The organism is Kitasatospora sp. NPDC057940, assembly GCF_042887425.1.
Taxonomy (GTDB): domain Bacteria; phylum Actinomycetota; class Actinomycetes; order Streptomycetales; family Streptomycetaceae; genus Kitasatospora.
The window spans coordinates 1-12,861 of sequence record NZ_JBHVPH010000020.1; the positions used below are offsets into that span (position 1 = coordinate 1).

At 70.2% G+C, this 12,861-nt stretch carries 8 protein-coding genes; all 8 read right to left on the reverse strand.

What is annotated here, in order from left to right; genetic code table 11:
* Positions 1-959: ABC transporter ATP-binding protein (locus tag ACFVTF_RS26210; RefSeq protein ID WP_387816911.1), on the reverse strand; the 959-nt coding region annotated here is incomplete at its 3' end.
* Positions 952-2,001 carry an ABC transporter ATP-binding protein gene (locus tag ACFVTF_RS26215; protein WP_387816912.1) on the reverse strand — a complete coding sequence of 350 codons (1,050 nt, stop codon included), beginning with the start codon at positions 1,999-2,001 and terminating at the stop codon, positions 952-954. The genes ACFVTF_RS26215 and ACFVTF_RS26210, both read right to left, overlap by 8 nt.
* Before the next feature lie 19 nt (positions 2,002-2,020).
* Positions 2,021-2,965: an ABC transporter permease gene (locus ACFVTF_RS26220; RefSeq protein ID WP_387816913.1), complete on the reverse strand. Its 945-nt coding sequence runs from the start codon at positions 2,963-2,965 to the stop codon at positions 2,021-2,023.
* Positions 2,958-3,884, reverse strand: a complete 927-nt coding sequence (locus ACFVTF_RS26225) for an ABC transporter permease (RefSeq protein WP_350879928.1) — start codon at positions 3,882-3,884, stop codon at positions 2,958-2,960. The genes ACFVTF_RS26220 and ACFVTF_RS26225 overlap by 8 nt, the downstream gene beginning before the upstream one ends.
* Positions 3,885-4,024: 140 nt before the next feature.
* The gene (locus ACFVTF_RS26230) at positions 4,025-5,662 is read right to left on the reverse strand and encodes an ABC transporter substrate-binding protein (RefSeq protein WP_387816915.1); all 1,638 of its coding nucleotides are present in this window, start codon (positions 5,660-5,662) and stop codon (positions 4,025-4,027) included.
* 429 nt (positions 5,663-6,091) lie between these two features.
* A complete protein-coding gene (typA, locus tag ACFVTF_RS26235) occupies positions 6,092-7,996 on the reverse strand; it encodes a translational GTPase TypA (protein WP_350879930.1) in 1,905 nt (634 codons plus the stop codon).
* A gap of 272 nt (positions 7,997-8,268) precedes the next feature.
* Entirely contained in the window at positions 8,269-10,140 is a 1,872-nt protein-coding gene (locus ACFVTF_RS26240; RefSeq protein WP_387816916.1) for an ABC transporter family substrate-binding protein, read from the reverse strand.
* A 103-nt stretch (positions 10,141-10,243) separates the two neighbouring features.
* On the reverse strand, positions 10,244-12,853 hold the full coding sequence (locus ACFVTF_RS26245; protein WP_387816917.1) for a SpoIIE family protein phosphatase: 2,610 nt from the start codon (positions 12,851-12,853) through the stop codon (positions 10,244-10,246).
* Positions 12,854-12,861: the final 8 nt, after the last annotated feature.

Below are 12,861 nucleotides of genomic sequence, written 5' to 3' on the forward strand. Positions count from 1 at the left end.
GGGCCCTTCAGCACCGAGGGCACCGCGAGCAGCGGGATCTCCTCGGCGCAGCGGTCCTCCGCCTTCCAGCAGCGGGTGCGGAAGCGGCAGCCGGACGGCGGGTTGGCCGGCGAGGGGATGTCACCGGTCAGGATGATCCGGTCACGGTTCTCGCGCGCCGTCGGGTCCGGCACCGGCACCGCAGAGAGCAGCGCCTGGGTGTACGGGTGGGTGGCGTTGTCGTAGATCTGCTCGTCGGTGCCGATCTCGACCATCTTGCCGAGGTACATCACGCCGACGCGGTCGGAGATGTGCCGGACGATGGAGAGGTCGTGCGCGATGAACATGTACGACAGGCCGAAGTCGCCCTGCAGCTTCTCCAGCAGGTTGATCACCTGCGCCTGGACGGACACGTCCAGGGCGGAGACCGGCTCGTCGCAGATGATGATCTCGGGCTTGAGCGCGAGGCCGCGGGCGATGCCGATGCGCTGGCGCTGGCCGCCGGAGAACTGGTGCGGGTACCGGTTGATGTACTCCGGGTTCAGACCCACGACGTCCAGGAGGTCCTGGACGGCCTTGCGGCGGTCGCCCTTGGGCGCCACCTCGGGGTGGATCTCGTAGGGCTCCCCGATGATGTCGCCGACCGTCATGCGCGGGTTCAGCGAGGTGTACGGGTCCTGGAACACCATCTGGATGTTGCGGCGGACGGCCTTGAGGGCCTGGCCGGACAGCTTGGAGATGTCCTCGCCCTTGAACAGCACCTGGCCGGAGGTGGCCCGCTCCAGGTTCATCAGCACCTTGGCCAGCGTGGACTTGCCACAGCCGGACTCGCCGACGATGCCGAGCGTCTCGCCCTTCGCCAGCTCGAAGGAGATGCCGTCGACCGCCTTGACCGCGCCGACCTGCTTCTTGAAGAGGATGCCCTGGCTCAGCGGGTAGTGCTTGACCAGGTCCTTGACCTCCAGGATGGGCTCAGCCATGGAGGGTCTCCTTCCAGAGGTGGCACGCGCTGCGGCGGCCGGTGAGCTCCTTGCCGTCCTTGTCGGTCACCTGGTGCAGCGCCGGGATCTCCGTGCGGCACAGGTCGGTGGCGACGTCACAGCGGGGGTTGAACGCGCAGCCGGTCGGGACCTTCAGCAGGTTCGGGGGCAGGCCCTTGATCGCGTACAGCTCCTGGCCCTTCTGGTCCAGGCGCGGGATGGAGCGGAGCAGGCCCTTGGTGTACGGGTGCGCCGGGTTGGCGTACAGGTCGTGCACCGGGGCGGTCTCGACGATCCGGCCGGCGTACATCACGGCGATCTTGTCCGCGACGTCGGCGACCACGCCGAGGTCGTGGGTGATCAGGATCAGGCCCATGTTGTACTCGGCCTGGAGCTCCGCGAGCAGGTCCATCACCTGGGCCTGGACGGTGACGTCCAGGGCGGTGGTGGGCTCGTCCGCGATGATCAGGTCGGGCTGCATCGAGAGCGCCATGGCGATCATGATGCGCTGGCGCATGCCGCCGGAGAACTGGTGCGGGTAGTCGCCGACGCGCTGCCTGGCGGCCGGGATGCGCACCCGGTCCATCAGCTCGATGGCCTTCTCCTTGGCGTCCTTCTTGGAAGCGCCCTGGTGCACCCGGAACATCTCGCCGAGCTGGTAGCCCACGCTGAGCACGGGGTTGAGCGAGGACAGCGCGTCCTGGAAGATCATCGCGATCTTCTGGCCGCGGATCCTGCGCCGCTCCTCGTTGCCCATCTTGAGCATGTCCTGGCCGCGGTACAGGATCTCGCCCTGCGTCACCTTGCCGGGCGGCATGTCCAGGATGCCCATGATGGTCTGGGCGGTCACGGACTTGCCGGAGCCGGACTCGCCGAGCACGGCGAGCGTCTCGCCGGCCGCGACGGAGTAGTTGACGCCGTTCACGGCCTTCGCGATGCCGTCCCGGGTGTGGAACTCCACGTGGAGGTTCTTGACCTCCAGCAGCGGGGTGCCAACTTCGAGTCGGCCGCTCTTCTGGTTGTTCTCGATCACGGTGGTCATCGGGTCGTCACCTCTTCTCTCAGCGGAGCTTCGGGTCGAGGGCGTCGCGCACCGCGTCGCCGAGCATGATGAAGGCCAGAACCGTGAGGCTCAGCATTCCGGCGGGGAAGAACAGGGCGAACGGGGCGGTCCGGATCACCTTCTGGGCGGTGTTGATGTCGATGCCCCAGGAGATGGTCGGGTCCTGCAGACCGATGCCGAGGAAGCTCAGCGTCGCCTCGGTGGCGATGTAGCCGCCGAGCGCGATGGTGGCGACGACGATCACCGGGGCGACCGCGTTCGGCAGGATGTGCTTCCACAGGATCCGGCTGGTGCCGGCGCCGAGCGCCTTGGCCGCCGTCACGAAGTCGGACTGCTTGATGGTGATGACCGAACCGCGCATGACACGGGTCATCTGGGTCCAGCCCAGGGCGACCAGTGCGAACACCACGCTCCAGATGGTGCGCGAGGTGAAGGCGTTGAGGATCACCAGGGCGCCGAGCAGCAGCGGGATGCCGAAGAAGATGTCGGTGACCCGGGAGATGAGCGTGTCGACCCAGCCACCGAAGTAGCCGGCCAGCATGCCGGTGATGCTGCCGAGGATGGTCACACCCGCGGTGACGCAGATGCCGACGACGACCGAGGCGCGGGCCCCGTAGATCACCCGGGCGTAGATGCTGCGGCCCTGGAGGTCGTAGCCGAACCAGTCGGCCTGGAAGAAGTGGCTGTAGTTCGGCTTCGTCAGGTAGTGCGCGCGCAGGTCGCCGGCGCGCGGGTCCGCCGAAGTGAACAGCCCGGGGGCGATCGCGATGATGATCAGCAGCAGGATCAGCAGCGCGGAGATCACGAAGATCGGCTTGCGGCGCAGGTCGTGCCAGGCGTCGGAGCCGAGGCTGCGGGCCTTCTCGGGCTTGGCCGCCGCGGTGTCCGCGGCGCGCTGGGCCGGGATCTCCTCGGCCGTCTTCTTCTCGGTCAGGTCAGGCATAACGGATCCTCGGGTCCAGGACCGCGTAAAGCAGGTCGACGATCAGGCCGGCGGCCAGGTACACGAGCACCAGGAAGGCCACGAAGCCGGAGACCGTCGTGCCTTCCTTCAGGTTGATCGCGTGGAAGAGCGCGTTGCCGACACCCTTGACGTTGAAGATGCCCTCGGTGACGATCGCGCCGCCCATCAGGGCGCCGAGGTCGGTGCCGAGGAAGGTGACCACCGGGATCATCGAGTTGCGGAGCAGGTGGGTGCCGATCACCTTGCGCCGCGGCAGGCCCTTGGCCACCGCGGTGCGGACGTAGTCGGCCTTGATGTTCTCGGCTATGGAAGTACGGGTGAGGCGCGCCACGTACGCCAGCGACAGCGAGCCGAGCACGATGGCCGGCAGCATCAGCTGGGTGATGTCGTTCGAGTCCTGGACGGTCGGCGTGACCCACTTCAGGTCGTCCGCGAAGATCGTCTGGAAGATGAAGCCGAGCACCGGAACCGGGATCGAGATCAGCAGCAGGGTCATGACCAGGGTGCCCTTGTCGAACGCCTTGCCGCGGCGCAGACCGGCGAACAGGCCGACAGAGACGCCCAGCACGATCTCGATGGCGAAGGCCAGCAGCGCCAGCCGGACCGTGACCGGCAGCGCCTCGGTGATCACGTCGAGCACCGGCCGTCCGGCCAGGGTGGTTCCGAAGTCACCGGTGAGCAGTTTCCCCATGTAATCGAAGTACTGCCCGTACCACGGCTTGTCGAAGCCCATCTGGTGGGTCAGCGCGGCGAGCTGGGCCGGGTCCGGCGCCTTGTCGCCCCACATCGCTGCCACCGGGTCACCCGGCAGCAAGTGCACCATGACAAAGATGAGCAAGGTCGTTCCGAAGAAGACCGGGATCATCTGGAGCAGTCGCCTCGCGACAAAGCGCCCCATCGTGCCTCCATGTATGACTCTGCCGGGCCCGTCATCCCGGCCAGAGATAAGTCGGCGTGCCAACGGCCGGTGCCAGTCCTCGCCCTTGTGGGGATGGACGGGCACCGGCCGTTGTCACCGGGTCAGGCGGTGCCGACCGATTACTTCTTCTTGACCTCGACGTCGGTGTAGACCGGGTTGCCGAAGGAGTCGAACTTCACGTTCTGGACGTTGTTGGACCAGCCGGAGCTGGTCTTGTAGTACCAGAGCGGGATGGCCGGCATGTCCTTGGCCAGGACGGCCTCGGCCTGCTGGTAGAGCTCCGCGGTCTTCTCGACCGAGGTGGCCGCGTCGGCCTCCTTGGAGAGCTTGTCGAACTCCGGGCTGGAGTAGCCGGCGTCGTTCGCGGCGGCACCGGTGCCGTAGACGTCGCGCAGGAAGTTGGCGTTCAGCGGGTAGTCCTGCACCCAGCCGGTACGCATCATGCTCGCCACCTGACGCTTGGTCACCAGGTCGCGCGAGGTCTTGAAGTCGGGCTTCGGGTCACCGAGGCACTCGACGCCGGTGGCCTGGCGGATCGAGTTGCAGACCGCGTCGACCCACTCCTTGTGACCGCCATCGGAGTTGTACAGGATGGTGATCTTGTTACCGGGGACACCGTTGCCCTCGGCGATGAGCTGCTTGGCCTTCGCCGGGTCGTACTTGCAGGCGTCGCCGCAGCTGCCGGCCTTGAAGCCCATGACGCCGGGCGCCACGAACGCGTCGGCGGGCTGACGCGTGCCGTTCAGCACGGTCTTGGTGATGGTGTCACGGTCGATGGCCATCGACAGGCCCTGGCGGACCTTGGCCTTCTCCGGAGCGTTCCACTCGGCGTTGTACAGCGCGAAGGAGATGTTCTGGATGGCGCCCTGCGGCTGGTCGACCGCGCGCTTGCCCAGGTCGTCCTTGTACTTGGGCAGGTCGGTCGAGTCGACCTGGTCCAGGACGTCGAGGGTGTCCGACATCAGGTCCTTGTACGCGGCCTCACCGGAGGTGTAGTTCCGGAAGACGATGCCGCCGTTCTTGGCCTTGTTGACGCCCGCGTACTTGTCGTAGGCGGCCAGGGTGATGGCCTTGTTGTGCTCCCACGAGACGAACTTGTACGGGCCGTTGCCGACCGGCTTCTGGCCGTAGCCCGCCGGGTCGGAGAAGAACCCGGTCGGCAGCGGGTAGAAGGCCGAGTAGCCGAGCTTGTACGTGAAGTACGAGACCGGGCTGGTCAGCTCGATGGTGAAGTGCGTGTCGTCGACGACCTTCAGACCGGACATGGTGTCGGCGGTCGGGTCACCCTTCTCGGGGTGAACGGCGTCGTAGCCGACGATGTCGGAGAACCAGTCCGAGTTGATCTGGTTGTTCTTGGTGTTCGCCGACCAGTTCCAGGAGTCCACGAAGGACTTGGCCGTCACCGGGGTGCCGTCGTGGAAGGTCCAACCGGACTTCAGCGTGACGGTGTAGCTCTTGGAGTCAGTGGTCTCGATCTTGTCGGCCACCTGGTTACGCAGGGCGCCGGTGGCGGGGTCGTAGTCGACAAGGCCCTGGAAGAGCTGCTTGACGATGCGGCCGCCCTGGTTCTCCATGGCGTTGGCCGGCTGCAGCGGACGCTGCGGCTCGCCGCTCTGGTAGCTGAACACGCCCTGGGCGTTGACCGCAGCGCCATCGGAGCTGCTCCCACCGGTGGAACCGCCACTGCTACAAGCAGTCGCGGCGAGGGCGACCGCAACAGCTGCGACAACCCACTTGGCCTGGCTCCCACCACGCATCGGTGTGCCTCCTGAATTCGACGTTGCAACGAGGAGGGCACTGCGGACGGGTGTTACCTGGCCCGCTGTGCCGTCCGCGCTCGTGGTTTCGGCGCGCACCCCTGCGCGTCACCCTTGACCCGAGCCTGACTGCACCCACTATCCGTCACGCACGGACACGAAAGTGACCAGTGACGATCTCAATTAGGTCACATGAACAGTCGGTAAGTTTCGAAAACCGGACATAAGAGACATAGCCAGACAGGCACCAAACGGACAGTCGTCATGAATGACGAACTGTCACGTTCGCTCAGCGGACACCTGGGAGTGATGAGCGCTATTCCGTTAATACGCCCGTCGACAACTTGGAGTAGTTGAAAAAGTTCGCCCCCCTCTCCATGGGAAAGGGGGGCGAAGCATTCCGGCCAAAGGCCGGTCAAGCCGTCCGGATCACGCCTTCTTGGCGCGCGAGGCGGTGCGGCCGCGGTCCTTCGCGTCGAGGACGACCTTACGGATGCGAACCGTCTCCGGGGTCACCTCGATGCACTCGTCCTCGCGGCAGAACTCCAGCGACTGCTCCAGCGAGAGCTTGCGCGGCGGGACGATCGACTCGGCCACGTCTGCGTTCGAGGAACGCATGTTGGTGAGCTTCTTCTCCTTGGTGATGTTGACGTCCATGTCGTCGGCGCGCGAGTTCTCGCCGACGATCATGCCCTCGTACACCTCGGTGCCCGGCTCGCAGAAGAGCACGCCGCGCTCCTGGAGGTTGGTCATCGCGAAGGCGGTGACCACGCCGGACCGGTCGGCGACCAGCGAACCGTTGTTGCGGGTGGTCAGGGTGCCGAACCACGGCTCGTGGCCCTCGTGGATCGAGTGCGCGATGCCGGTGCCGCGGGTGCTGGTGAGGAACTCGGTCCGGAAACCGATCAGACCGCGGGACGGGACGACGAACTCCATCCGGACCCAGCCCGAGCCGTGGTTGGACATGTTGTCCATCCGGCCCTTGCGGACGCCCATGAGCTGCGTGACCGCGCCCATGTGCTCCTCCGGCACGTCCACCGTGAGGCGCTCGACCGGCTCGTGGGTCTTGCCGTTGACCTCCTTGGTGACGACCTGCGGCTTGCCGACGGTCAGCTCGAAGCCCTCGCGACGCATGGTCTCGATCAGGATGGCCAGCGCCAGCTCACCACGGCCCTGCACCTCCCAGGCGTCCGGGCGCTCGGTCTCCAGGACGCGCAGCGAGACGTTACCGATCAGCTCGCGGTCCAGGCGGTCCTTCACCTGGCGGGCGGTGACCTTGCGGTCGACCTTGCCGCTGGACTTGGCGTCCGCGCCCTTGCCGCTGCCGCCACGGCCGACCAGCGGCGAGGTGTTGGTGCCGATGGTCATCGAGATGGCCGGCTCGTCCACCGTGATCAGCGGCAGCGCGATCGGGTTCTCCGGGTCGGCGAGGGTCTCGCCGATCATGATCTCGGAGATGCCGGCGACGGCGCAGATGTCACCCGGGCCCGCCACCTCGGCCGGCTTGCGGGTGAGCGCCTCGGTCATCAGCAGCTCCGAGATGCGGACGCTGGAGATGGTGCCGTCGCGCTTGATCCAGGCCACGGTCTGGCCCTTGCGCAGCTCGCCCTGCTCGACGCGCAGCAGCGCGATGCGGCCGAGGAAGTTGTCGGCGTCGAGGTTGGTGACGTGGGCCTGGAGCGGCGCGTCGGCCTCGTACGTCGGGGCCGGGACGTGCTCCAGCAGGGTGGAGAAGAACGGCTCCAGGCTGGTGCTGTCGGCCGGGACGGTGCCGTTCTCCGGCTTGGTCAGCGAGGCGACGCCGTCACGGGCGCAGGCGTAGACGATCGGGAACTCGATCTGGTCCTCGTCCGCGTCCAGGTCCAGGAACAGGTCGTAGGTCTCGTTGATGACCTCGTCGATCCGGGAGTCCGGGCGGTCCGTCTTGTTGATGCAGAGGATGACGGGAAGCCTGGCGGTGAGCGCCTTGCGGAGCACGAAGCGCGTCTGCGGCAGCGGGCCCTCGGAGGCGTCGACCAGCAGGACGACCGCGTCCACCATCGACAGACCGCGCTCGACCTCGCCACCGAAGTCGGCGTGGCCCGGGGTGTCGATGATGTTGATGGTGATGGGCGCGCCACCATCCTTCGGGTGGTACTTGACGGCGGTGTTCTTCGCGAGAATGGTGATGCCCTTCTCGCGCTCCAGGTCGTTGGAGTCCATCATCCGGTCGTCCAGGTGCTGGTGGGCGGCGAAGGCGCCGGCCTGCTTCAGCATGGCGTCGACCAGAGTGGTCTTGCCGTGGTCGACGTGGGCGACGATAGCGACGTTGCGGATGTCGTTGCGCGTGGGCATGCCTAGCGGATTCTCCTGGAATCGTGGGTTACGGCGCCCGGCCGCGAGACGCCGACCAGCGATCCCTCTGGATCGCCGCCGCCCGTTCCGCCTGCTACTACCGGTCCACCCGCCGTGGCAACGGACATGCCTCGGCTTCCTCCTATCGTACGGGGAAGCGCCCAGGTGAGCAGAAACGAGCAGGTCGGGCGGGATCAAGATCACAGGCAGGCCACCCGTTCGTCACCCGGTGTTCGCTCCCCGACCGGCTCCGACGGGCCCGGGGAGCGGGCTCAAGCGCTCCACCCCACGTCCTGGAAGCGCGGCCAGCCGTACCCCCAGACCCCGGCGCCGGCGACGCCCGCCCGGACGCCGACCAGCTCCGGCCGCTGGTAGAGCGGCACCGAGTGGCCGAGCTGCCAGATCCGCACGTCCGCCTCCTGGAGCAGGCCGAGCCGGGCGGCCGGGTCGAGCTCGGCGGTGGCACGGTCGAAGAGCCGGTCGATCTCCTCGGTTCCGCTGCGGGCGTAGTTGCTGCCGACGTCGAGGGTGCCGTCGGCGTCGGGCCGGGGCTTGGCGTAGACGGGCCGCTGCTCGCTCGCCGGGCTGGTGCCGGCGGGCCAGGAGAACAGGGCGAGGTCGTACTCCCCGGCGGCCAGCTGCTCCTGGACGAAGGTGCCGGCGGACGCGGTCACGGCCTTCACCTCGACTCCGGACTCGCCGAGGTCGGCGGTGAGCGCGTCGGCGGTGCGCTGGGCGGTCGCGGAGCCGGCCGGGACGAGCAGGGTGAGGGTGAGCTCCTTGTCGTCCTTGGTGCGGGTGCCGCCGGTGTCGGGCCGCTTCCAGCCCGCCTCGTCGAACAGCCGGGCGGCGTCGGCCGGGCCGGCGGCCGCGCTGTTGTCGCGGTAGCCGTCCTGGTCGCCGGCGAGCAGGTGGCTGCCCAGCGGGGCGCCGGGCAGGCCGAGCGGGGTGAGCGCGGCGTCGGCGATCCGCCGCCGGTCGACGGCGCGGGTCAGGGCGAGCCGCAGGGCCGGGTCGGCGAGCGGGCCGTGGGCGGAGTTGAGGGTGAGCTGGGTGAGCGAGGCGCCGACGGCCCGGTGCACGATGACGCCGTGCAGCCCCTCGGCCCGCCGCAGGGCCAGCGCCGCGGCCTCGGGCGCGGCGGGCGGGGGCGCCGCCTCGGCGGTCGGCGTACCGGCGGCGTCCGGGGTGGCGGTCGGCGTGGCGGTCGGCGTGGCGGTCGGTGTGGCGGAGGCGGTGGGCGTGGCGGAGGCGGCCGGGGCGGACCCGGGCACCGCCTGGTCCACCGCCGCGGTGAGCGGGGCGATGTCCAGCCGGTTCTGGTCGAGCGCGTCCAGCCGGCCCTCCGGCGGCGCGGCGGTGAACTCGATCCGGTCGGTCTTCGGCTGGTCCCCCCACCACCGCGGGTTGCGGGTGAGGACGACCTGCCCGGCCGCGGCGTCGTAGCCGGAGACGGTGTACGGCCCGGCGCTCAGGTGCTCTCCGCCGGTCAGCGCCCGGTTGAACGCGGCCGGGGTGGCCGTCTCGGCCGCCGGGTAGAGCGGGCCGAACAGCGAGCGCCATTCGGCGTACGGGCGCCGGAAGGTCACCCGGACTTCGTGCGGGTCGGCGCCCTGGGCGATCGCGTCGATGGCGTCGTACCCGGCCGGGCGGCCGCCCTGGTAGGCCGGGTCGAGGCCGGAGAGGGCGGTCCGCTGGGCGGTCAGGTCGGCGGCCGTGAGCGGGGTGCCGTCGCTCCAGACCGCGCGCGGGTTGAGCCGGTAGGTGACGACCTGCGGCTGCTGCCCGGGCGGGGTGGACTCGGCGCCGGCCAGGTAGTCCGGGTCGGGGACGAGCCGGCCGTGCCCGTCGGGCCGGAACAGCGAGGGGTAGAGGGCGTGTGCGAGCAGTGCCGAGTCGGCGGTCGCGGCGCCCTGGTAGACGTTGAGCGTGGCCGGGACGCCGTCCACGGCCCAGCGCAGCCTGCCGCCGACCCGGACGGCGTTGCGGTCGGCGGTCCGGACGTCCCCGGTGCCGGAGGTGGGGTCGGCCGAGGCCGGCGCGAGGCCGGGGGTACGGGCCGGATCCCGGCCGTCGGAGCAGCCGCCGAGGCCGGCGGCGAGCAGCAGCGCGACGGCTGCGGAGGTGAGCTGGCGGACGCGCATGGCGGCCATGGAACGCCGTCCGGGCGCCCGGACGCGGGCCGACACGGCGGACCGCCCGCCGACTGCACCCGGACGGCCGAACCGCCGAGGGCCTCCAGCCGCCCTAGAGGCCCAGCTCGAACCAGACGATCTTGCCCTTGGGCGTCCGCCGGCTGCCCCAGCGCTCGGCCAGCAGGCTGACCAGTTGCAGGCCGCGCCCGCCCTCGTCGGTCTCCTGGGCGCGCCGCTGCCGGGGCTGGGCGTAGCCGTCGTCCCAGACCTCGCAGACCAGGCCGCGATCGCGCAGCAGCCGCAGCCGGATCTCGCCCCGGCCGTGCTTGAGCGCGTTGGTGACCAGTTCGCTGACCAGCAGCTCGGTGGTGTCCACGAGCTCCTCCAGGCCGCGGGTCAGCAGCCAGCTGCAGGCCAGCTCGCGGGCCTTGGCGACGGAGGTGGGCTCGGGCGGCAGGAACCAGTTGCCGACGGCGTCCTCGGGGAAGGCGTGCACCTTGGCCATCAGCAGGGCGATGTCGTCCTCGCCGTGGTGCGGGTTGAGCTCGCCGAGGACGTGCTCGCAGAGTTCTTCGAGGCCCTTGCCCTTGGCCGACAGCGCGGTGCGGAAGCCGCGCAGGCCCTCGTCCAGCTGGTGCTTGCGGCTCTCCACCAGGCCGTCGGTGTAGAGGCCGAGGATGGCGCCGTCCGGGAGGGTCAGCTCGACCTCCTCGAAGGGCTCGCCGCCGACGCCGAGCGGCAGGCCGGGCGGGACGTCGAGCATCCGGGCGGGCTCGCCGGGGCTGAGCAGGACGGGCGGCAGGTGGCCGGCGTTGGCGATCCAGCAGCGCCGGGTGACGGCGTCGTAGACCGCGTAGACGCAGGTGGCCAGGTAGACCTCGCGGGCCTCCTCGTCGGCGGCGGAGGTGAGCCGGCCGTACGGGGTGGGCGGGCCGGCCGGCACGGTGTCGCCGCCGAGGCCGCGGGCGATCTCGTCGAGGGCGGTGAGCACCTCGCCGGGCTCCAGGTCGAGCATGGCGAGGGTGCGGACGGCGGTGCGCAGCTGGCCCATGGCGACGGCGGCGCGCAGGCCGCGCCCCATCACGTCGCCGATGACCAGGGCGGTGCGGTTGCCGGGCAGCGGGATGACGTCGAACCAGTCGCCGCCGACCTCGGTGTTGTTGTTGCTGGGCAGGTAGCGGCAGGCGATCTCCAGGCCGCTGGCGGCCGGGTTGCCCGGGGGCAGCAGGCTGCGCTGGAGGATCAGGGCGCGCTCGTGCTCGCGGCGGTAGAGCCGGGCGTTGTCGATGCAGACGGCGGCGCGGGCGACGAGCTCCTCGGCGATGGCCACGTCGCGGGCGTCGAAGGGCTCGCTGCCGATCGCGCGGGAGAGCTGGACGAGGCCGAGAACCTGGTCGCGGGCGACCAGCGGGACGATCAGGGTGGAGCGCAGCAGCGGGTCGGGCCCGGGCTCGGGGACGACGCTGCGGCCGGTGCGCAGCGCCCGGGCGTGCGGGGAGCGTCGCGGGTAACAGAGGGTGCCGCCGGCCTCGGCGATGGGCAGGCCGGTGACCGAGCCGAGCACCGAGGAGGCGCCGCCGATGACGCTGGAGACGGCGACCCGGCGCAGTTCGCCGCTGCCGTCGGTGAGCACGGTGTCGCCGAGCCGGCCGGCGCTGGGCACGCTCTCGCCGGAGAGCAGCGCGGTGTACAGGTCGACGGTGGCGAGGTCGCAGAACGGCGGGACGACGACGTCGAGCAGTTCCTTGGCCGTGGTCTCCAGGTCGAGGGTGGAGCCGATGTGCGCGCTGGCCTCGTTGAGCAGGGCGAGGTTGCGGCGGACGCCGTCGGCCTCGCGCTCGGCGACGTGCCGGCTGGTGACGTCGGAGACCTGCCCGGCGACGCCGATCGGCTGTCCGGCCGCGCCGTTGAGGCGGTACAGCGAGACGGCCCAGAGCCGGTTGCCCTCGCGGGTGGGGACGGCGCCGTGGAAGCGCAGGTCGAAGACGGGCTCGCCGGTGGCGAGGACCTTGCGCAGGGCGGCGCTGAGGCGGTCGGCCTCGGACGGCGGGAAGAGGTCGTGCGGGGTGAGGCCTTCGAGGTCGGTGGGGGCCAGGCCCATGCCGGAGGCGAAGGCGTCGTTGACCCGCTGGAGGCGCAGCCGGTCGTCGAACAGGATGAAGCCGGTGGGCGTCTGCCCGAAGACGGCCTCGGAGGCGGCGAGGTCGGTCTCGACCCGGCGCAGCCGGCCGAGGTCGACGGCCAGGCAGGTGGCGCCGGCGGTGGGCAGGGCGCTGTCGGGCATCAGGTAGAGCTCGGCGAGGCCCTCGCCGCCGACGGCGTCCCGGTAGGGGGTGGTGCCGACCCACTCCTCGCCGGCCAGGGCGCGTTCCAGCCGGGCGCGTCCGCGCTGCCAGAGCTCGCGGGGGACGAAGGTGGTGATCGGGTCGGCGCCGACGGCGTCGGGGGCGGGGACGCCGAAGAACTCGGCGGCGCGCTCGCTCCACTGGCTGATCCGGCCGTCGGGGCCGATGGTGAAGGTGGCGACCCGGATGTAGTCGTAGATCGACCCGGGGCCGCCCACGCCCCACGGGTGGTCCGCGGCCCCCGGGTGGTGACCGAGGCCCACGGGGCCCGCGCCGGGCGGGTCCGCCGGCGTGGGCAGGTGCGGTGAACCGGCCTGCCCGGGCACGACAGCATGACCGCTGCTGCTCGGCGCGTTCCGCGCCGGGGTGCTGTTCAACGGACCGA